The following is a 21,458-nucleotide window of genomic DNA, read 5'->3' as shown; positions in this document are numbered from 1 at the left end:
CACCCCACGACCACAGGGAGAGCCATGTTCCACCGGCGCAGACCACCGCTCGTACTCCCTCGCCGCAATCCGTCCGAAGCGCCCTCCGGCAACCCCGGGCACCGCGCCCCGCGGCGCGGTGCCCGATTCCGGCGGTGGGTCGCCGCGCTGGGCGCCGTGCTGCTCCTGCCGCTCGCGCTGCTCGCCGCGCTGGCCGCCCCCGCCCATGCGGCCGGGACGCTGACGGCGACGTTCACCAGCCAGGACAACGGCTCCTGGTGGAAGGGGACCTACGTCGTCCGCAACAGCGGCGCGGCCACCGTCAGCGGCTGGACCCTGGAGTTCGACCTGCCGGCCGGGGTCTCGGTCACCGGTCACTACAACGGCGACGCGACCGTCTCCGGCCGGCACGTGACCGTGAAGAACGCCTTCTACAACGCCGGCGTCCCGGCCGGCGGCAGCACCGAACCGTACAGCTACTGGTTCATCGCCAACGGACCGCTCACCGCCCCGACGGGCTGCACCGTCAACGGCGACAAGTGCGACGGCACCCCCGACGTCCCGCCGACCGCGCCCGGCGCACCGAAGGCGACCGCGGTCACGGCCCACTCGGTCGCGCTGAGCTGGGCCGCCGCGCAGGGCGGCGACCACCCCGTGGCCTCCTACGAGGTGCTCGGCGGCCCGGCCCCGGTGACCACCACGACCGGCACCACCGCCACCGTCAGCGGCCTGGCCCCGGCGACGAGTTACACGTTCACCGTGCGCGCCAAGGACACCCGCGGGAACGCGGGACCGGCGAGCGCACCGGTGACCGTCAAGACCGTCGACCCGGCGACCGACCCGGCACCGCCGACCGCGCCCGGCCGACTGCGCGCCACCGGCAAGACCTCCTCCGGCGTCGGCCTGGCCTGGGACAAGTCCACCGACAACGTGGCCGTGGCCGCCTACGACGTGTACCGCGGCGGCACGCTGGCGAAAACCGTCGGCGCGGATGCCACGACGGCCACGGTCGACGGGCTCTCCCCGGCCACCGCCTACACCTTCACGGTCAAGGCCCGCGACACCGCCGACAACTCCTCCCCGGCGTCGAACGCGCTGACCGTCACCACCGACGACGTGGCCGGGCCGGGCAGGCAGCTCAAGGTGGGCTACTTCGCGCAGTAGGGCATCTACGGCCGCCAGTACTTCGTGAAGAACCTGGACACCTCGGGCGCCGCGGCCAAGCTCGATGTCGTCAACTACGCCTTCGAGAACCTGGACCCGGTGAACCTCACCTGCCAGGCGGGCGTCACCAAGGGCGTCTCCGCCAACCCCCAGGACCCCGACGAGGGCACCGGCGCCGGTGACGCGGACGCCGACTACGCCCGTCCCATGTCGGCCGCCCAGTCGGTGGACGGAGTCGCCGACGACGGCTGGGCCAGACTCCGGGGCAACCTCAACCAGTTGAGGAAGCTCAAGGCCAAGTACCCCAAGCTGAAGGTCGTGGTGTCGCTCGGCGGCTGGACGTACTCGAAGTTCTTCTCGGACGCCGCCGCCACCCAGGCCTCCCGGGAGAAGTTCGTCAAGTCCTGCGTCGACGTGTGGATCAAGGGCGATCTGCCCGTCTACAACGGCGCGGGCGGCCCGGGCACGGCCGCCGGGATCTTCGACGGCATTGACATCGACTGGGAGTGGCCCGGCTCCGAAGGACACCCGGGCAACCACTACGGCACCCAGGACAAGGCCAACCTGACCGCGCTGCTCGCCGAGTTCCGCAAGCAGCTCGACGCGCTCGGCGGCGAACACCGGCTGCTGACCGCGTTCACCCCGGCCGACCCCGCGAAGATCTCCGCCGGTTGGGACCTGACCCGGATCTTCGACTCGCTCGACTACGCCAACGTCCAGGGATACGACTTCCACGGCGCCGGCAGCGACAACTCCTGGGAGCCGGGACGCACCGGCCACGGCTCCAACCTCTACGCCGACGCACAGGACCCGTACCCCTTCCACTTCAGCGTCGAGGACGCGGTCCAGGTCTATCTCGACGCCGGGGTCGATCCCCGCAAGCTGACGGTGGGCTTCCCGTTCTACGGGCGCGGCTGGCAGGGCGTGACCGACGGCGGGGCCGCCGGTGAGTGGCAGGAAGCGGGCGGCGCGGCGCCCGGCCAGTTCGACACCGAGGCCGGGGTGCGCGGCTACCACAACCTGATCACCAGCTTCCCCGCCATGACCGTACGCCACGACGAGCAGTCCGTCTCGACGTACGGCTACACCGGTCCGGGCGGCCAGTGGTGGTCGTTCGACGACGCCTGGTCGATCGGGAAGAAGACGGCCTGGATCAAGTCCAAGGGGCTGCTGGGCGGGTTCGTCTGGGAGATGTCCGGCGACACACCGAACGGTCAGCTGATGACCGCGCTGGACGACGGACTGAGGTAGCCGGAACCACGGCGCCCGGCGCCGCGTACGGATCCCGGCGCCGGTACGGCTCCCGGGCGGGCGGACGGCGGACCGCCCGCCCGGGCCCCACACGTCCGCGGGCGCCTACTGCTTCTGGAAGGAGCGGATCTGGTAATTGCCCATGAGGTTCCCTCCGTGGCCGGCGGCGGTCGATCCGACGCGGTTGTTGAAGTTGGTCTGCGTGTAGTACTGCACGCGGTGGCCGGTGCCGTTCCACACGGACAGCACGTTCTTGCCGTTGCGGATGAAGGAACACAGGTCGGCGGTGTTCGCGACCTTCTCCTGCGACCACTGGCAGCGGGTGCCGCCGCCGTCCCAGCCGCTGTAGATGCAGAAGCGTCCCGGGTCGCAGTGGAAGGCCGCGGCGGAGCTCTTGCCGGCCGGGGCCGGGGCGGTGGCGGACGCGGCGGGGGCGGTGCCGAGGGCCGCGACGACGGCGAGGGAGGCGATGGCGAGCGAAGTGACACGGTACATGGGGGGTTTGTTTCCTTTCCGCGGGTTCTGCCGCCGGTGTCACCGGGCGACGGCAGCCAGTGTCACGGCTCGCACAAGGATGCTGACAGAGCGTGCGCAAGGGCGCGTGAGGCGTCGCGGGTGGTTGCCCGCCGAGCGGGGTGAGCCGGGTCCTCCGGCGGAGCCGGGGGAGCGTGCCGGTGCACGGTGCGCCGGTCGCGGGGCCAGGCGGTCGCCGCGGGAGGTGCCCGGTCACAGGACGGCGGCCAGGAGTTCCTTCGTATAGGGCGCGGCCGGTGTGTCGAAGACCGTGTCCCTCGGCCCCGCTTCCACCAGCCGGCCGTCCTTCAGCACCGCGATGCGGTCGCAGAAGTGCCGTACCACCGCGAGGTCGTGGGAGATGAAGAGCAGCGACAGGCCCAGCTCCTCGCGCAGGTCCATGAGGAGATTGAGGACCTGCGCCTGGACGGAGACGTCCAGCGCGGAGACCGGTTCGTCGGCGATGACCAGGCGCGGCCGGACGGCCAGCGCGCGGGCGATGCCGATGCGCTGGCGCTGGCCGCCGGAGAACTCGTGCGGGTGGCGGGAGAGGTGCGACGCGGACAGGCCCACCTGCTCCAGGAGTTCCACCGCCCGGTCCCGGCGCCGTGCCGCGTCCAGGTCCGTGTGGACACGCAGCGGCGTCGTGACGATCTGCTCCACCGTCCGGCGCGGGTTCAGCGACGCGTACGGGTCCTGGAACACCAACTGGACGTCCCGGCTCAGCTCGCGGCGCAGCCGCGCGTTCGTCGCCGCCCCGGAGATGTCCCGGCCGTCGAAGCGGACCTCCCCGCCGGTCGGGCGGCGCAGGCCGGCCAGGACCCTCGCGATCGTGGACTTGCCCGAGCCGGACTCGCCGACCAGGCCCAGGGTCTCGCCGCGGCTCACGTGCAGGCTCACGCCGTCGACCGCGGTGTGCGGGCGAAAGCGGCGCCGGCCCGGGTACTCCACGCGCAGGTCGCGCAGCTCGGCCAGCACACCGGTGGGGGCGGGGGCCGTACCCGGCCGGGCCGTCGCGCGGGGCTTCGGTTCCGGATCCTCCACCGTGGGCAGCCGGCTGCGGGGCGGGGTGCGCAGAGTGGGGGCCGCCTGGACCAGGGCCCGGGTGTAGGAGTGCGCGGCGGAGGTCAGCAGGCGCGTGGTGGGCCCCTCCTCCAGGGCCTCGCCGGCGCGCAACACCAGCATGCGATGGCACGTGGCCGCCACCACGCCCACGTCGTGGGTGATGAGGAGCATGGCCGTACCGGTCTCCGTCTGGAGTTCGCGGATCAGGTCGAGAACCTGGCGCTGGACCCTGGCGTCGAGCGCCGTGGTCGGCTCGTCGGCGATCAGCACGTCCGGGTCGTTGACCAGCGCCATGGCGATGACCACCCGTTGGCGCATGCCGCCCGAGAGGTGGTGGGGGTGGTCCGAGGCCCGGGCGGCCGGGATGCCCACCCGCTCCAGCATCGCCGCCGCCCGCTGCCGCGCCACCCTGCGGCCCGCCTTCGGATGGTGTACGCGGTACGCCTCGGCGATCTGCGCGCCGATGGTGTGGTACGGCGACAGCGCGTCCAGGGCGTCCTGGAAGACCATCGCGGCCCTGGCGCCCCGCACCCGCTTCAGGACCGATTCCGGCGCGCCCACCAACTCCGGTCCGCCGCCCAGCCGGATGCTCCCCTCGATATGGGTGCGGGCCGGATCGTGCAGGCCCAGGGCCGCCAGACCGATCGTCGACTTGCCCGAACCGGACTCCCCGACGAGTCCCAGCACCTCACCCGGTGCCACGTCGAAGGAGATGTCCCGGACCGCCGGCACCGGGCCGCGGGCCGTGCCGAAGGTGACCGTCAAGTCACGTACGCGCAAAGCGGATGGTCTGCTCATGCGAGCCTCACTCGGGGATCCAGCCAGGCCACCACCACATCGGCGACGGCCACGAACACGACGACGAAGAACGCGGCCAGGAGCACGGTGCCGACGACCGTGGGCAGGTCGTTGCCGTTCACCGCGTCGACGGCCAGCTTGCCGACGCCGCCCAGACCGAACACGGTCTCCGTGATGAACGCGCCACCGAGCAGCGCCCCGACCTCCAGGCCGAGCAACTGGACCAGCGGGCCGGCCGCTCCGCGCGCGGTGTACTTCAGATGGGCGCGCAGGGTGCCCAGGCCCTTCGCGCGGGCCGTGCGCACATACCCGTGGTGCATGGTCTCCAGCAACTGTGAGCGGGTGAGCCGGGCGAAGACGGCCGCGTTGACGAAGCCGAGGACCAGCCACGGCAGGAGCAGCCCCAGGGCCCACTGGGCGGGGTGGGCGGCGAAGGGGACGTAGCGGGGGAGCGGGACCAGGCCCGTCGTGTAGACGAGCAGGAACTGGAGCACGTAGCCGAGGAAGTAGATCTGGACGCTCGCGCCCAGCAGGCTGAAGCCGGACAGCAGGCGGTCCGTCGGCCGGCCCCGGCGCAGTGCCGCCGCCAGGCCCGAGCCCACGCCGAGGACGACGATCACCGTCAGCGCGCCGGCCGCGAGGGAGACGGTCACCGGCAGGCGGTCGGCGATGGCGGCGAGCACGGGCTGGTGGAGGGTGTAGGAGTAGCCGAGGCAGGGGGCCGGGCAGGGGATCGGGGTGCCGTCGACGTCCGCGATGGTGCGGCCGGTCACGATGCCGCCGGCGTAGTCGAGGAACTGGGCGAGGAGCGGCCGGTCGAGCCCCATGCTCGCGCGGACCGCCTCGACCTGCGCGGTGTCGCACCTGGGGCCGCAGGCGATCAGCGCCGGATCGGAGGGGGCGGCGTAGAAGAGGGCGAAGGCCAGGGCGGTGATCGCGAGGAGCACCGCCGCTGCCTGCGCGACCCTCTTGAGGAGGTATCGGGTCATGGTCGCGGGGATCGGCGGGATCAGGCGTTCTCGAGGTACAGGTCGACCGCGGCCGTGGCGCCGTAGATCGGGTGGATGGCGGCGCCGCCGACGTCCTTGCCGCGGAACTGGGAGACGCTCTTGTAGAGGAACGGCACCACGGGGACGTCCTTCATCACCGTCTCCTCCAGGCCGATCAGCTCCGCGGCCTTCTTCCGGGCGTCGCCGATCTTCGCGATGCGGGCCAGCTCCGCGTCCACCCGCGGGTTGGCGTAGCGGATTGAGTTGGACAGCGGATCGAGGTGGCTCTCGAAGCTGTCGGGGAGCAGGGTCGACGGGGTGGGCCAGTCCACGGAGTTGGTGGACAGCCACAGGTCGTACGGGGCGTCGTTGCGGAACACCTCGGCGTCGAACGCGGCCGGCTGGAGGCCCTTCACCACCAGCTCGACGCCGATCTTGGCGAAGGCGTCGGCGAGGACCTGCGCGACCTGGTCGTCCTGCGCGCTGTAGACGGGGTACGCGTACGTCAGCTTGGTGACCTTCGTCCTCGCCCTGGCCAGGTGGTCCCGGGCCTTGGCGATGTCCCCGGTGGGAGCGACGGGGTAGAGGTCGTACTTCTTCCAGCCCACGACGGCCGGGGAGGACAGCGTGGTCGCGAAGTCGCCGGCGTACTGCCCGCCGAGGACCTGGCGGGCCTGCTGACGCGGGAAGACGTAGTGGATGGCCTTGCGGACCTCGGGGTCGGTGACCCGGTCGTTCTTGATGTACAGGTCCGAGGTGTAGGCGCCCTGGCTGCCGGAGACGACCAACGTCCGCTTGACGGGGTCGCGTTCGACCGTCGAGATCAGCTCCGGCGGCAGCGTGCCCTTGGTGGTCAGGGTCGTCGGGCCCGAGCCCTGGCCGTTGAACACCTCCTGGGCGGTGTTGAGGACGGCCTTGCCGAAGGTGAACGCGAAGCGGTCCGGGTAGGCGTGCCGGATCGGGTCGGTGGCCGGCTTCCAGTGCGGGTTGCGCTCCAGGGTGAGGCTCTTGTTCTGCTTGTGCTCGACGATCCGGTACGGCCCGGTGGCGAAGGGCCGCACGTCGTAGCCGGTGCCCGTGTCCTTGTCGGCCCGGACCGGCGAGGAGGAGGACTGCGCGGCCATGTACGGCACGTCGGACTGCGGCTCGGGGAAGTGGAAGACGATGGTCTTGTCGTCGGGCGTCTCGATGGCCTCGAAGTCGCCGTCCTTCTTGGGCCCGCCGTACTTCTTCACCGCCTCGGTGCGGTCCTGGGAGCCGGTGAGCCACTCGGGCCAGTAGGTGGGGCCTGCCTCGAAGCCGGGGGCGAAGGTGCGCTCGATGCCGTACTTGACCTGCTGCGCGGTGACGGGTTCACCGTCCTCCCAGGCGATGCCGTCCTTCAGGTGGTACGTCCAGGTCCGGCCGCCGTCGGAGGACGTGCCGGTGTCGGTGGCGAGGTCGCCGACCAGCCTGGGCCTGCCGTCGATCACCTGATACTGGGTCAGCTGCCGCCCCCACAGCAGCGAGGTGCTGTACGCCTCGCCGGCGTAGATCTTCTGCGGGTCCAGGTGGGTGTAGTCGACCGGGTTGGCGATGGTGAGGGTGCCCCCCTCGCGGGCGCCGGGGACCTTCGGGGCGGGGCCCCGGCTGTCCTCGGCGGTGCCGAGGGCGGCGGTCAGCCGCCGGCCGCTCTTGGCGGCGGTGCTGTTCTGGTGCGGGTCCGTGCCCGCCCCCGCGGAGCAGGAGCACAGCAGCAGGGCGGCGGCGGTGGCGAGAGCCGGGACGGCTGCGGCGCGCGGGGTGACTGCGGGCATGACGAACTCCGTTGTGTCGTGCGGATGTTGCTGGTGAAGATGAGAGAAGGTGTGCGGGGGGTCAGCGGACGGTGTGCGGGTCGAGCGCGTCCCGCACGGCGTCGCCGAGGAGGTTGAAGGCGAGGACGAAGACGAGCAGCGAGACGCCGGGGAACACCATGTAGGTGGGGTCGTCGTAGAAGACCTCCGAGCCCCGGGAGATCATGCGGCCCCAGTCCGGGAGGGGCTCGTTGATGCCGACGCCCAGGAAGGACAGCGCGGCCTCGGTGGTGACGATCGCGGGCACGGCGAGGGTGAGGTGCACCAGCACCGGCGCCCAGACGTTGGGCAGCAGTTCCCGGAAGACGATGTGCCGCCGGCTCGCGCCGAGCGCCCGGGCCGCCTCGACGAACTCCCGCTCGCGCAGGGACCGTACGACGGTGCGCAGCACCATCGCGAGCGGCACCCAGCCGAAGGCGGAGAAGACGAGGATGAGGACGGTGAACTGCATCCAGGCGGGTTCGCTCTCCTCCGGTCCCACGAAGCGGGTCTGGACGACCGGGCCCAGGGTGAGCAGGAACAGCAGGGCCGGGAAGGCGAGCAGGACGTTGCAGACGAAGGTGAACGCCCGGTCGACGAGGCCGCTGAGGTAGCCCGCGGTCACACCGACGGCCACGCCGACGACGGCGACGACGGCGGCCGAGGCGAAGGCGATCAGCAGCGAGGTGCGGATGCCGTGGAGGAGCTGGGCGAGGACGTCACGGCCGAGCCCGGGCTCGATGCCGAACCAGTGCTCGGCGGAGATGCCGCCGTTGGGCAGCACGGGCAGCCCCTCCGGACTGAGCAGGCCGGTCTCGTTCTGCCCGTAGTGCTCGGTGGGATTCTTGCCGTAGAGGGCGGTGATCAGCGGCGCGGTGACGGCGAGGAGCACGAAGAACCCGACGACGGCGAGCGAGACCATTCCGACCCGGTCGCGCCGGAACACCTGTGTCATCGATACCGCTGCCATGCTGTCGCACTCCCGACTCGCCTCGGCTGCTCCGGTCGTGGAGGAGCGCCCTGGATCACACCGGAGGCGGGGTCGCCGCTCCGGACACCGGACATTAGATCGGAAGATCAAAGCGGCTGCAATGCCTGCATTTACAAGGTCATATAGCTAGTAGACCTTAGATTGCAGAAATGTTTCCGTGTTCACGCCGCCTTCATGAAAACACCCCCATACCTCGCGAATCGCCCGTTCGGGGAGACGAGGGTCACACCAGGCGCGTTCCGCGCCGGGGACCTACCGTGGTCGCAGTGGCGCCGACACCCCGGACGGCCGCAGCGGAGGAGGACACGATGGAGGAGTGCTTCGTGTGGGTGACGACCCGCCGCATCCAGCCGGACGGCCTGGAGGACTTCGAACGGGCATGGCGGCCCGCGGACCGGCCGCAGGGAATGCGCCGTGCCTTCGCGTACTGGTCCGCGGACGGACAGGAGGTCACCGGAGTGTCGTTCTGGGACTCCGAGGAGACATGCGACACCTGGCGGGCGTCCGAGCCCGAGCAGCGGCGGCGCGCCGCCATGGCTCCGTACGTCGTGGAGGAGCGGGAAGGCTTCTACCGAGGCCGCGAACTCGCCATCCCGGGCGGCACCCCCGACTGAGCGGGCCGCCGCGCGGGTGCCGGTCTCAGTCCAGCAACTCGCGGACGAGCGCCGCCACCTGCTCCGTCTCGATCAGGAACCCGTCGTGCCCGTACGGTGACTCCACCACCCTGAGCCGGTCGGCGCCCGGGATCAGCGCCGCCAGCTCCGCCTGCTGGGCCGGCGGGTAGAGCCGGTCGGAGTCGACCCCGGCGACCAGGGCGGGCGCGGTCACCCGGCGCAGGGCGGCCCGCACACCGCCCCGGCCCCGGCCCACGTCATGGGCGTTCATCGCCTCGGCCAGCACGACGTAGCTCGCCGCGTCGAAACGGCGTACCAGTTTGGCCGCGTGATGGTCGAGATAGGACTGCACCTGATAGCGCCCGCCCCGCCACGGGTCCTCCCCGTCCTGCGGCAGACGGCCGAAGCGGACCTGGAGCTCGGGCTCGCTGCGATAGGTGACATGGGCCAGCCGGCGGGCCAGCCCCAGCCCCGCGTGCGGACCGCGGCCGGTGTCGTGGTAGTCGCCTCCCTGCCAGTGCGGGTCGGCGCGGATGGCGCGCACCTGGATGTCCGCCCACGCCAGCTGCTCCGCGCTCGCCGCCGCCGTGGTCGCGAGGAGCAGCAGCCGGCCCGTCCGCGCCGGGTACGACACCGCCCACTCCACGGCCCGCATGCCGCCCATCGAACCGCCGACGACCAGCGCCCACCGGTCGATGCCCAGCGCGTCCGCGAGTCCGGCCTCGGCGGCCACCTGGTCGCGCTGGGTCAGGAACGGGAACGCGCCGCCCCACGGCCTCCCGCCGCCGGGACGCCGGGAGGCCGGTCCGGTGCTGCCCTGGCAGCCGCCGAGCACGTTCGGTGCGACGACGAACCAGCGGTCGGTGTCCAGCGCCCGCCCCGGACCGATCAGGGCGTCCCACCAGCCGGGCGTCGGGTGTCCGGGGCCGGCCGGACCGGCGGCGTGACTGTCCCCGGTGAGGGCGTGCAGCACCAGGACGGCGTTGGCACGGTCCGGCGCGAGCGTCCCCCAGGTCTCGAACGCGAGCCGCACGCCCGGGAGTTCACCGCCCGCCTCCAACGGCAGCGGCTTCTCCGCGTCGTACCACCGGCGCCGCCCGGGCGGATCCCCCTCCCGCCAGGCCCCGGTGGCCGGCGGCAGGGGCGCCTCGGCGGCGGCGACGGCGTGCATCTACGCGCCCTTGGCCGCGCGGAAACCGGCCTCCAGGTCCGCCTTCAGGTCGGCGAGGGACTCGATGCCCACCGACAGGCGCACCAGCCCGGGCGCGGTGCCGGTCGCCACCAGCTGGGCCTCGTCCAGCTGGCTGTGCGTGGTGGACGCCGGATGGATGATCAGGCTGCGTACGTCACCGATGTTGGCGAGGTGGCTGAACAGCTCCACGCCGTCCACGAACCGCCTGCCCGCCTCGATGCCGCCGCGCAGCTCGAAGGAGACGATGGCACCGGCACCGCGCGGCAGATACGTCCGCCCGGCCTCGTACCACCTGCTGGACGGCAGACCCGGGTAGTGCACCACGGCGACCTCGTCGCGCTGCTCCAGCCACTCGGCGAGCGCCTGGGCGTTGGCCGTGTGGCGTTCGATGCGCAGGCTCAGCGTCTCCACGCCCTGCAACAGCAGGAACGCCGAGTGCGGGGAGAGCGCCGGGCCGAGGTCGCGCAGCAGTTGCACCCGCAGCTTGACCGCGTAGGCGCCGGGGCCGAGCGCGGGCCAGTAGCGCAGACCGTGGTAGCTGGGGTCCGGCTCGGTGAAGTCCGGGAACGTGTCGGCGTGCGCGCCGAAGTCGAACGTGCCGCCGTCCACGACCACGCCCGCGATGGCCGTGCCATGACCGCCGAGGAACTTCGTCGCCGAGTGCACGACGATGTCCGCGCCGTGTTCCAGCGGCCGCAGCAGGTACGGGGTCGGCACCGTGTTGTCCACGATGAGCGGAACGCCCGCCGCGTGCGCCACGTCGGCCACCGCCCGCACGTCGAGCACATTGCCGCGCGGATTGCCCAGCGACTCCGCGAACAGCGCCTTGGTGTTCGGCCGGATCGCCGCCCGCCACGCCTCCGCGTCGTCCGGGTCGTCCACGAACGACACCTCGATGCCGAACCGGGGCAGCGTGTGACGGAACAGGTTGTAGGTGCCGCCGTACAGGGAGGCGCTGGAGACGATGTGGTCGCCGGCGCCCGCCAGGGTGAGCAGGGCCAGGGCCTCCGCCGCCTGCCCGGAGGACAGCGCCACGGCCGCCACACCGCCCTCCAGGGCGGCGAGCCGCTGCTCGAGGACGTCCTGGGTGGGATTGTGGATCCGGGTGTAGATGTTGCCGGGCTCGGCCAGCGAGAACAGGTCGGCGGCGTGCCGGGTGTCCCGGAACACGAACGACGTGGTCTGGTAGATCGGCGTGGCCCGGGCACCGGTGGCCGGGTCGGGCACGGCACCGGCATGGACCTGCTTGGTCTCGAAGGACCAGGCCGAGGTGTCGGGGCCGGTGGACGGCTCCTCGGCGGTGTGGCCGGCGGTGACGGAGTCGACGGGCTGGCTGCTCATGGTGCTCCTCGTGCGGGAGAGCGGCGCTGAGTTGCGACGAGGTAAGCACGGCCCGCCACCCGGGGACAGGGCGATACGCACCGTGCAACGAGGACTTCACAAACGACATCCGTGCGCAACGATCAACCGCGCACGTGCCGGACATGTGTGCGGGAGGCCACGGGCGCCGGGCTCCCGCACACCCCGTCAGCGGCGGACGGCCGCCGGTCCGGCCGGTGTGTCACCGCGCAGTGTGATGCGGTGCATGACGCGGTGCCGGTCGCCGTAGTCCCGGTTGGCGTAGTGGGCCGTGCTGCGGTTGTCCCACAGGGCCACGTCACCCGGCTGCCAGCGATGCCGTACGACGTGCTCGGGCTTGGTGAGGTGGGCGTAGAGGATGTCGAGGATGCCCCGGCTCTCGTGCTCCGAGACACCCACGATGTGCGAGGTGAAGCCGGGGTTCACGAACAGGCCCTTGCGCCCGCTCTCCGGATGGACCCGCACCACCGGGTGCTCCACCGGCGTCAGCTCGGTGAACACCTCGCCCTCCCACACGTTGCCCCGGCCGCCCCGGCGTTGGGCGAGGTAGTACCCGAACTCACGGGTGCCGTCGTGGACGGCGGTCAGCGTGTCGACGAAGTCCCGCAGGCCCGGCGACAGCGACTCGTAGGCCGACTGGCTGTCGGCCCAGCTGGTGTCGCCGCCGCTGGGCGGCAGCACCACGGCCCGCAGGACCGAGATCGCCGGCGGACGCCGTACGAACGTCACGTCCGTGTGCCAGACGTCGGCGAACCCGTTGTCCTGGCTGTCCAGCGAGTACACCTCGGGCGCCAAGTCACCGGAGTCGTGGACCGGGTGCCCGACGGTGACCTCGCCCAGCCTGCGGCCGAACTCGATCTGCGCGGCGTCGTCCAGCCCGTGCTGGCCGCGCACGAAGAGCACCTTGTACGCCACCAACGCCTCGCGCAGCGCCAGGACTTCGTCGTCGTCCAGACGGCCGAGGTCGATACCGTGGAGCTCGGCGCCGAAGCGCGGGCCGAGCGGGGTGACCGGCAGCCGCGCCGGGGCGGGCCGCTCGCTGAGAAGGCTCATCTTGGTGTCCTTTCCGGATCGGGGGTACGGGGGTCAGGCCGCGGCGGCCTTGACGGCGTGGGAGACCCGCGCGCGCAGCTCGGCGAACTCGGCCGAGTTCCTGAGGTCCTCGGCGTCGACGCCGGCGCGTGGCAGCGGGACCGGGAGGTCCAGGGCCACGGTGCCCGGGCTCCTGGTCAGCACGATGATGCGCGAGCCGAGGAACACCGCCTCCTCCGCCGAGTGCGTCACGAACACCGTGGTCCGGCCCGTCCGCGCGGCCACTTGACGGACGTCCTCCTGGAGCCGTTCCCGGGTCAGCGCGTCGAGCGCCGCGAAGGGCTCGTCCAGCAGCAGGAGCGGGTTCTCGGCGGCGAGGGCCCGGGCGATGGCGACGCGTTGCCGCTGGCCGCCGGAGATCTCCCAGACCCGGCGCCCCTCGACCCCCGCCAGTCCCACCCGGTCCAGCAACTCCCGTCGCCGCTCGGGCCGTCGGGCGCGCTCGACGCCCGCGTACCGCAGCGCCAGGTCGATGTTGCCGCGCACGGTCCGCCAGGGGAACAGCCGCGGTGTCTGGAAGACCACGCCGGCGCCCGCCCCCGGCCGCGGTTCGGCACCGTGGACACGCACCGAACCCCGCGTGGGCCGTTCGAACCCGGCGACGAGCCGCAGCAGGGTGCTCTTGCCACAGCCGGAGGCGCCCACCAGCACCAGGAACTCCCCGGCGGGAACGGTCAGATCGACGGGCCCCACGGCGGTAAAGGACTCGCCGCCCAGACCGTACCGGTGGACGACCCGGTCGAGGCGGACGGCCTCCGCCCGCCCGGTGCCGGCCTCCTCCGGGGGCGCGGAGACATCACGTGAGGTCATCGGACAGCCCCTTGAGGTAGAACGCCTTGCGGACGGTGTCCTCGGCCGGCGCGGCGTCGAGCTGCCTCTGCTCGGCGAGGAAACGCGCGGTGTCGGTGACGTAGCCGAGCAGCTTGCCGGGCCGGCCGTCGGTGCCCAGCCAGTCGGGGGACGCCACCTGCTCCGGGGTGAGGAAGACTCCCTGCCTGAGCTGGGCCCGCGCGTCCGCGGCGCTGATGCCCAGCTCGGCCGCGACGGCCGCCACCGACCCGTCGGGATCGGACCGGAGCAGACGCAGCGCCCGGGCCTGCGCCTTGCGCCAGGAGCTGATCGCATGTGGGTCCCTGGCGATGAGGTCGTCCGAGACCACCGCCAGGTCGAGCGTCGGCTTGCCCGCCGCACCGATCTCCTTGCTGCTGGTGAGCTGGATACCGGTCCTCCGCAGCTCGTCCAGGGTGGGCAGCCACACATAGGCGGCGTCGATGTCGCCCCGCTGCCAGGCCGCGAGGACGGCCTGCGGCTGCAGATCGACCAGCTTGACGTCGGAGGTCTTGAGCCCGGCCGTCCGCAGGGCCGCCAGCAGGCTGTAGTGCGAGGTCGAGGCGAACGGTGTGGCGACGGTCCTGCCCCGGAGACCGGCGACATCGACGATGCCGCTGCCCTTGCGCGCGACGAGGGCCTCGTTCTCCCCGGCGACGTCCAGGACCCACGCGACCTTGTACGGGATCGGTGAACCGCCCGAGATGCCGCGGGCGAACGGGCTGGAGCCCAGCGCGGCGATGTCGAGCGACTTGCCGAGGAAGGCCTGGTTCACGGCCGCCCCGGAGTCGAACTTGATCCAGGTGACGCGGTAATCGGGCAGCTCCTTCTCCAGCAGCTTTCTGTTCTTCACGAGCAAGTCGCCGCTGGGGAAGGCGAAGTAGCCGATGCGCAGCCGCCGGGAGCCGCCCGAGGCCGTCGCCTCGCCGGAGGAGCAGCCGGTGACGGCCGCGGAGACGGCGGCGAGGGCACCGGCCAGCAGAAGCCGGCGGGAAGCGCCGTGGGACACAGGGGACATGACAGGGCCGTTTCTGTGCTGGGAGCGGGGTGACTGGGCGGAAGGTGCACCGGCCGGCCGCGACGGCGGGCTCGACGCCGTCGCGACCGGGAGCGGGACTTGGGGGAGGGCGGGCTGGTGCTAGGCGCGGCCGCGCCACGGCACGACGGCGCGTTCCAGTCGCAGCAGCAGGCCGTCGATGATCAGGCCGGAGACGCCGATGGTGATGATCCCCACCAGCACCACCGGGGTGTTGTTGTAGTTGGCGGCGTCCTTGACCATGCCGCCGATACCGGGCAGCCCGTTGACCAACTCGGCGGCCACCAGCGAGGAATAGGCCACGCCCACGGCGAGCCGTACCCCGGTGAGCGTCTCCGGCAGCGCCGAGGGGACGACGACGTCCGTGACCACGTTCCACCGCGAGGCGCCGAGCGCGCGGGCGGCCTCGGTCAGGCTTCTCGGCACGGCGGCGACGGCCGTGGTCGTCGACACCGCCACGGGCGGAAAGGCGGCCACCGCCAACAGGGTGATCTTCGGTTCCTCGTTGATGCCCAGCCAGATGACGAGCAGGGAGAAGTACGCCAGCGGCGGCAGCGTCCGCAGAAAGGTGATCCAGGGCTCGAACAACGCGCGGAGCCAGCCGACGGTGCCCATGAGCAGCCCGAACAGCACCCCGGCGGCGATGCCCAGCCCGGCGCCGAGCGCGATGCGGCGCAGACTGATGCCCAGGTGTTCCACGAGGTAGGTGCCGTTGTACCCGCGTACTCCCGCGTGCGTCGTGGACACGTCGACGAACGCGTCCCCCACCTTGGCCGGCGGCGGGACCAGCGTCTCGCTCCAGGTGCCGCTCACCGCCAGCGACTGCCACAGCAGGAGGAAGACGACGAGGGAGGCCAACGGCAGCAGCACGGAGCGAGTACGCGCCCACAGCCGCCGTACCCGCAAGGCAGGCGCGGGCGGTACGTCGGCGTGCGGCCCGGTGGTGGACGGCTTGGACAGAGGGGGAGTCGTGGACACGGGCGTCCTCCATGGAACGCCGGGGAGGAACGGCCTCAAGGGGGGAGGGCGGCGGCCGGCCCCGGCGTGAGCGATGCTGAACGTTGCGGACGGAGCACCCCGGCAGGGCGCGACACGGGCCCTCGTCCGGGTGAGGTCACCGGACGACGAGGGGTGCGGGAACAGGCCGGATCAGCGACAACACGAGCCCGGGCGCCGGCACAGGTCGATGACCAGGCGTCGCACCAAGGACTCGGAGATCATGAGATCTATTTGTACAACAGGCGCATCCCCCGGCCAAGAGCCATCCACTCCGTGGAACACGGCCGGCCCCGGTCGCCGGCGAGCGGAGCCGTGGCAGCCCGGCCGGCCGACGGCGTCCACGTCGTTGACGCTCCGCGCCGCCCGGTATTAGCTGTCCGCGACCTGTACGACCGGGGACGCGGGCTGTGTCGCGAGGGGGAAGTATGCGGTACTTGAAGCGAGTTGCCGCCGGGCTGGCGGTATGGGGTGTCTGCGCGACGGCGCTGCCCCTCACCTCGGCGGCGGCCACGAGTGAGGGGCGCCGGCCGCACACCGGTCTGGTGAGCACCGCCGCCGACGGGACCGGCGGGGACTCCGACTCGGGAAGTCCCCAAGTCAGCGCGAACGGGCGGTACATCGCCTTCGAGTCGTGGTCGGCGAACCTGGTGCCGGGTGACACCAACGGCGTCAACGACATCTTCGTCAAGGACCGGCGGACGGGAGCGGTCGAGCGGGTCGACGTCGCGAGCGACGGCACTCAGGCCGACGTACCCCCGACCGCCTTCTCGATCAGCGGGAACGGACGGTACGTCGCGTTCGACTCGCTCGACGGCGACCTGGTCCCCGGGGACACCCCCGACAGCGAGGACATCTTCCTCCGCGACCGCCGGACGGGGCGCACGGAGCCGCTGATCGGGCCCGGCCCCGAGGGAAGCTTCACCTACGCCCCGTCCCTCAGCGCCGACGGACGCTATGTGGCCTTCACCTCCAGCCGCTCCGACCTGGTGCCGGGGGACACCAACGGCGAGTCGGACGCCTTCGTCCACGACCGGTGGACGAAGACCACCCGGCGCGTGAGCGTCGCCACGGACGGCACCGAGGGCCGCGGCCGGTCCACGAGCGAGGCGATCAGCGCGGACGGGACCCGGATCGCCTTCACGAGCGCCCGGCGCCTCGGCACCGGCGCCGAGGAGCCCGCGACGGACCACAAACGCCCCCGGTCCCGCTACTTCTACGTCCATGACACCCGGACCGGCCGCACCACACCGGCGGTGGTGGACCTCGACGGCGAGGAGACTCCCCTCAACGGCGACGTCGGTCTCAGCCCGGACGGACGCCACGCGCTCTTCTCCTCCGCGTACGCGAATCTGGTGCCGGGGGACACCAACGGCGCGCGGGACCACTTCGCCAGGGATCTGACCACCGGTGTCACCCGGCGCCTCTCCCTGGCACACGACGGCTCCGAGCCGAACGACGACTCCGGGACCGGCCGCCCCCACCTCAGCGCCGACAACCGGTACGCGGTGTTCACCTCCACCGCCTCCAACCTGGTGCCGGGCGACACCAACGGAGCGGCCGACGCGTTCCTGCGGGACCTGCGCACCGGCGAGGTCCGGCGGGTCGATGTCGCCGACGACGGGACACAGTCCAACGGAGGAGCGGGCTTCCTCGGCACCGACGCCTCCGGGCGCACCGTGTCCTTCGACAGCGCCGCGGACAACCTCGTGCCCGGCGACACCAACGGCCACACGGACGTCTTCGTCCGCGTCCTGCGCTGAGAGGGGGCGCTCACAGGCCCTTCCCGGCTCTTGCCCGTCCGTTCGGCCGTCGGACGCCGTCTCCTCAAGGCCGGATGAGGGCCTTGAGGACCCGGCGGTCGGCCATCGCCCGGTAGGCGTCCGGGACTTGGCCGAGGGTGAAGCAGCGGTCGAAGACGCGGCCGGGGTCGATCGTCCCGTCCAGGACGTCGGGCAGCAGTTGCCCGATGTAGGCGCGGGCGGGGGCGGCGCCGCCGGTGAGGGTGATGTTGCGCAGGAACTCGGCACGGCCGAACGGCCCCTGCTCGTACTGGGGGACGCCGAGGCGGCTGACGGTGCCGCCGTCCAGGACCGCGCCGAGCGCGGTGTCCAGGGCCGGGCGGGTGCCGACGGCCTCGATCACCTTGCCCACCCCGCCGGTCAACTCCCGGATCCGGGCGATGCCTTCCTCGCCGCGCTCCGCGACGACGTCACTGGCGCCGAACTCGCGGCCCAGGGCGGTGCGTTCCTCGTGGTGACCCGCGAGCACCACGCGCTCGGCACCCAGCCGGCGGGCGGCGATCACCGCGCACAGGCCCACCGCCCCGTCGCCGACGACCAGCACCGTGTCACCACGGCCGACATCGGCGGTGACCGCGCCGTGGTGACCGGTGGTCATCACGTCCGACAGCGCCAGCAGCGACGGCAGCAGAGCCGCGTCGGCGGACACCGGCAGCCTGACCAGGGTGCCGGCCGCGTACGGCACGCGGACCGCCTCGCCCTGGCCGCCGTCGACCCCGTCGAACCCGTACCGGCCGCCGTTGCGGCACGAGAAGTGCAGCCCCTTGGCGCAGTAGTCGCAGGTGCCGTCGCTGTAGGTGAAGGGGGCGACGACCAGGTCACCCGGCTTCAGCCCGGGCACGTCCGCGCCGGTTTCCTCGACGACGCCGAGGAACTCGTGCCCCATGGGGCGCCCGGTGCCGTCGGCGGGCATGGACCGGTACGGCCACAGGTCGCTGCCGCACACACAGGAGGCCACCGTGCGCACGACGGCGTCGGTCGGCTTCTCGATCCTCGGATCCGGCCGCTCCTCGACGCGGACGTCTCCGGCTCCGTACATCACTGCTGCGCGCATGAGAAAGGGGAACTCCCAACGGGATACGAGCGCCGCGCACGGCGGCGCACGGACAGGGCGGTGGTCGGACGGGACGGCGGCCGGGCGGGGCGCCGGCCGGGCGGGGTGGTCGTCGGCGACGACCAGAGGTGTCGGTGCCCGCCGCGGTCCCGGCCCGGCACCTGTCCACCGTCGCGCCCTGGCAGGCCGCCTGCCAGACCGGGTTGTCGGGGGGTAACGACAGGGCCCCCCACCGCGCCGCCGCCCGGGTCACGGCGGTGTGAAACTGAGGACATGGCATCCGAACACCCCACCGGCAGCAGCGAGGGCGCGGAACTGGGCCGCTTCCTGCGCGCCCGCCGTACCCGGACCAGCCCCGAGCGGGTCGGCCTGACCGTGGGCCCCGGCCTGCGCCGGACCCCGGGGCTGCGGCGCGAGGAACTGGCCACCCTCGCCGGGATCAGCGTCGACTACTACGTACGGATGGAGCGCGGGAAGGAGACCCGCCCCAGCCCCGCCGTCCTCGACGCGCTCGCCCGCGCGCTGCGCCTGGACGACCAGGAGCACCAGCACCTGCGGGAGCTCGCCGCCCGGGCCGCCCGGTACGCGCCCGAACCACCGCCCGCACCGAGCCGCACCGTGCGCCCGCACCTGAAACTGCTGCTGGAGTCGCTGCGCCCGAACCCGGCCTATGTCATCAGCCGCAGCATGGACGTACTCGCCTGGAACCCCGGCGGCCTCGCCCTCTACGCGGGCCTGGAGGACTGGCCGGCCGGGCACCGCAACCTCGCGCGCTACCTGTTCCTCCACCCCGCGGCCCGTGACCTGTTCCCCGACTGGGACCGGCAGGTCACCGGCTGTGTCGCCCGCCTGCGCGCCGTCGCCGGCACCGCCCCCGACGCCCCCGACCTGACCAGCCTCGTCGGTGAACTCCTCCTCAAGAGCGGTGACTTCGCCCGGCTCTGGGAGCGCTACGAGGTCACCGGCCGCAAGCCCGCGCGGAAGACCTTCCGCCACCCCCGCGTCGGGACCATCACCCTCACCTCCCAGCCCATGCACCTGGAAGGCACCCCCGGGCAGCGCCTCGGCGTCTACACCGCCGAACCCGGCACCCCCGACCACGACGCCCTGCTCCTGCTCGACACGACCGTGCCCGCGGGCACCCACGGCGAGCGGCTCCCGCACGCGTCCTCCTGACCGCGGAGCACCGGCCGGGCGCGCGCTCGCCGCTAGCCGACCATGGGAGTCGCTCCGGGGCCGGCGGGCAGACACGCCCGGCCGCCGTGCGGGCAGGGCACGATCCGGTCACCGAGACCGAGCCGGCCGGCCTCGGCCAGGAAGGCGGACAGGGGCGAACGCATCACCGTGTAGTCCTCGTAATGCACCGGCAGGACCGCGCGGGGGCGAAGACGCCGGACCAGTTCGGCGCCCTGCGCGCCGTTCATGGTGACCAGGAAGCCGCCCGGCAGGCGAGTGCCGCCCAGATGGAGGACGGCCAGGTCGGCGGCCGGGAAACGGCGGCCGATCTCCTCCAGGCCGTCGTAGAGGAGCGTGTCGCCGGAGACGTACAGCCGCAGCCGGACCGGTCCGCCCACGGCACCGAACTCGATCATGCTGCCCATCACGGGTGGCAGCAGCCCGCGCAGCACCGGGTGCCCGGCGTGCCGGCCGGGCAGCGCGGTGACCGTGGCCCGTACCCCTCCCCGTTCGAGGGTGAGCCCCTGCCAGGTCCGCAGCCCCGCCGTCCGCCGGAAACCGTGCAGCACTCTCAGGCGGCGCGCGGCATGGGGAGTGCTGAGGACCGGGATCGTACGGTCCAGGGACCGCCGGGCCCTGCGGTCCCAGTGATCGCCGTGCAGATGGGAGAGCACGATCCCGTCGACGCGGGGCAGGTCCTCCGGGGCGAGGGCGGGTTCCGTCAGGCGTCGGCTCAGCAGCCCGTAGCCGAGATAGGCGTACTCGCCTTGGTGCAGGAAGTTCGGGTCGGTGAGCAGGGTCACCGGGCCGTACCGCAGCAGCACCGTGGCATTGCCGATGAACCGCAGATCGAGCGCGTCGCCGGTGAACCCGTCGGTGAGGGCCATGGATCACCCACTCCTTCCGCCCGAGCCGCCGGCGCCCAGACCCCGGCCGCCCTCACTCGCTCAGTGTCCGTACGCCTCGTGGCGGGGGAGCGGTCCCGCACCGGTCTTCCGGCCCGGCCGCTGTGCCGCGTGCCGCTGGCCTGGGCCGGGGCCGGAGCGGGCCGCCAGGGCATCGGCGACGGCGCCGGTGGCGAAGCCGTAGACGGCCTTGTGTACCAGGTCCACCAGCAGCTCCGCGCGCGGCCAGGTCCGCGGCGGGGCGCCGACCCCGGTGGCGTTCTCCAGGATCTGGTCGTTGGTCAGCCTCACCACGGTGAACTGCGCCGATGCCACCGGCCCGCGCAGCCCGGCCTGCGCCATCACCGACCGCACCACGCCCAGCAGCGCGCCCTGCCCGTAGTGCATCGCCCAGTTCACCGCCCGTGGCGGTTTTGGCCGCTCGGACATGCCCGTCAGCCGCTCCAGGGTGCGCGCCGGAACGTATGAGCTCGGCCGGCCCGTCAAGCGCTGCTCGGCCTTCTCGCCCAGGGTCATCGCCACGACCCCGGCCGCGCCCGCCAGCAGCCCCGGCCACAGCGCACGTTTCATCATGCCGCACGCGTACCCCCGCACCGGGAGCCCTACCGCACCCGCGACGGAGCCGGCACATGTGCGGTGGCCGCCCGGCTCGTGGTGGCCGGTAGCCGCCGGCCGGTGGCCCATGCTTCCCGACGAAGCGTCCCACCCCCGGCGAACAGCGACGTTCCAGGCGAGACGGCTCCATCGTCCACACCGGGCCGGACCGGCACTCGTAGAAACCTACAAGCGGAGGGTCCCGCGGTGCCCACGTTTCATGTTTTCGGCGCCTGGCTGATTCCT

At 72.6% G+C, this 21,458-nt stretch carries 17 protein-coding genes and 1 pseudogene; 4 read left to right on the top strand and 14 right to left on the bottom strand.

Annotation, left to right across the window (positions count from 1 at the left end):
* Positions 1-24: 24 nt before the first annotated feature.
* Positions 25-2,394: pseudogene (locus IH25_RS37585) on the top strand (glycosyl hydrolase family 18 protein).
* Between the two features lie 105 nt (positions 2,395-2,499).
* Here the strand turns inward: IH25_RS37585 and IH25_RS0118025 are convergent.
* The 5 genes from IH25_RS0118025 to IH25_RS0118005 form a co-directional block, all read right to left on the bottom strand.
* Positions 2,500-2,889, bottom strand: coding sequence for a peptidase inhibitor family I36 protein (locus IH25_RS0118025; protein ID WP_030610848.1), 390 nt, complete (start codon positions 2,887-2,889; stop codon positions 2,500-2,502).
* Positions 2,890-3,120: 231 nt separating this feature from the next.
* Positions 3,121-4,770, bottom strand: coding sequence for a dipeptide ABC transporter ATP-binding protein (locus IH25_RS0118020; protein ID WP_030610845.1), 1,650 nt, complete (start codon positions 4,768-4,770; stop codon positions 3,121-3,123).
* Positions 4,767-5,759 (bottom strand): ABC transporter permease, encoded by a 993-nt coding sequence (locus IH25_RS0118015; protein ID WP_030610842.1) that lies wholly within the window; start codon positions 5,757-5,759, stop codon positions 4,767-4,769. Before IH25_RS0118015 ends, IH25_RS0118020 begins: the two co-directional genes overlap by 4 nt.
* 20 nt (positions 5,760-5,779) lie before the next feature.
* Positions 5,780-7,555, bottom strand: a complete 1,776-nt coding sequence (locus IH25_RS0118010; protein ID WP_051753985.1) for an ABC transporter substrate-binding protein — start codon at positions 7,553-7,555, stop codon at positions 5,780-5,782.
* Between the two features lie 61 nt (positions 7,556-7,616).
* A complete protein-coding gene (locus IH25_RS0118005) occupies positions 7,617-8,543 on the bottom strand; it encodes an ABC transporter permease (protein WP_051753984.1) in 927 nt (308 codons plus the stop codon).
* Positions 8,544-8,830: 287 nt separating this feature from the next.
* Here IH25_RS0118005 and IH25_RS0118000 point away from each other — a divergent pair, with 287 nt between their 5' ends.
* On the top strand, positions 8,831-9,178 hold the full coding sequence (locus tag IH25_RS0118000; RefSeq protein WP_245172813.1) for a hypothetical protein: 348 nt from the start codon (positions 8,831-8,833) through the stop codon (positions 9,176-9,178).
* A gap of 25 nt (positions 9,179-9,203) precedes the next feature.
* Here IH25_RS0118000 and metX read toward each other — a convergent pair whose 3' ends face one another.
* From metX to IH25_RS0117970, 6 genes are all read right to left on the bottom strand, one after another.
* Positions 9,204-10,349, bottom strand: coding sequence for a homoserine O-acetyltransferase MetX (metX, locus tag IH25_RS0117995; RefSeq protein ID WP_030610830.1), 1,146 nt, complete (start codon positions 10,347-10,349; stop codon positions 9,204-9,206).
* Positions 10,350-11,711 carry a bifunctional o-acetylhomoserine/o-acetylserine sulfhydrylase gene (locus IH25_RS0117990; RefSeq protein WP_078844291.1) on the bottom strand — a complete coding sequence of 454 codons (1,362 nt, stop codon included), beginning with the start codon at positions 11,709-11,711 and terminating at the stop codon, positions 10,350-10,352.
* Between the two features lie 186 nt (positions 11,712-11,897).
* Positions 11,898-12,782, bottom strand: a complete 885-nt coding sequence (locus IH25_RS0117985; protein WP_030610823.1) for a TauD/TfdA dioxygenase family protein — start codon at positions 12,780-12,782, stop codon at positions 11,898-11,900.
* Positions 12,783-12,815: 33 nt separating this feature from the next.
* Positions 12,816-13,631, bottom strand: a complete 816-nt coding sequence (locus IH25_RS0117980; protein ID WP_030610820.1) for an ABC transporter ATP-binding protein — start codon at positions 13,629-13,631, stop codon at positions 12,816-12,818.
* On the bottom strand, positions 13,618-14,667 hold the full coding sequence (locus IH25_RS0117975) for a taurine ABC transporter substrate-binding protein (protein ID WP_030610816.1): 1,050 nt from the start codon (positions 14,665-14,667) through the stop codon (positions 13,618-13,620). Before IH25_RS0117975 ends, IH25_RS0117980 begins: the two co-directional genes overlap by 14 nt.
* Positions 14,668-14,787: 120 nt before the next feature.
* Positions 14,788-15,591 (bottom strand): ABC transporter permease, encoded by an 804-nt coding sequence (locus IH25_RS0117970; protein WP_051754026.1) that lies wholly within the window; start codon positions 15,589-15,591, stop codon positions 14,788-14,790.
* A gap of 527 nt (positions 15,592-16,118) precedes the next feature.
* On the opposite strand from IH25_RS0117970, the gene IH25_RS0117965 reads away from it, so the two are divergent.
* A complete protein-coding gene (locus tag IH25_RS0117965) occupies positions 16,119-17,444 on the top strand; it encodes a TolB family protein (RefSeq protein WP_167346030.1) in 1,326 nt (441 codons plus the stop codon).
* A gap of 64 nt (positions 17,445-17,508) precedes the next feature.
* Here the strand turns inward: IH25_RS0117965 and IH25_RS0117960 are convergent, their stop codons facing one another.
* Positions 17,509-18,537, bottom strand: a complete 1,029-nt coding sequence (locus tag IH25_RS0117960; RefSeq protein WP_030610808.1) for a zinc-binding dehydrogenase — start codon at positions 18,535-18,537, stop codon at positions 17,509-17,511.
* Positions 18,538-18,810: 273 nt separating this feature from the next.
* Here IH25_RS0117960 and IH25_RS0117950 point away from each other — a divergent pair, with 273 nt between their 5' ends.
* Positions 18,811-19,713 (top strand): helix-turn-helix transcriptional regulator, encoded by a 903-nt coding sequence (locus tag IH25_RS0117950; protein ID WP_030610805.1) that lies wholly within the window; start codon positions 18,811-18,813, stop codon positions 19,711-19,713.
* A gap of 32 nt (positions 19,714-19,745) precedes the next feature.
* Here the strand turns inward: IH25_RS0117950 and IH25_RS0117945 are convergent, their stop codons facing one another.
* Both IH25_RS0117945 and IH25_RS0117940 read right to left on the bottom strand, forming a co-directional pair.
* A complete protein-coding gene (locus tag IH25_RS0117945; protein ID WP_030610801.1) occupies positions 19,746-20,600 on the bottom strand; it encodes an MBL fold metallo-hydrolase in 855 nt (284 codons plus the stop codon).
* Between the two features lie 60 nt (positions 20,601-20,660).
* Entirely contained in the window at positions 20,661-21,191 is a 531-nt protein-coding gene (locus IH25_RS0117940) for a hypothetical protein (protein WP_030610798.1), read from the bottom strand.
* Positions 21,192-21,458 lie beyond the last annotated feature (267 nt).

It is taken from the genome of Streptomyces achromogenes subsp. achromogenes, assembly GCF_000720835.1.
GTDB lineage: Bacteria > Actinomycetota > Actinomycetes > Streptomycetales > Streptomycetaceae > Streptomyces > Streptomyces achromogenes.
This window is presented reverse-complemented; position numbering and strand designations above follow the sequence as displayed.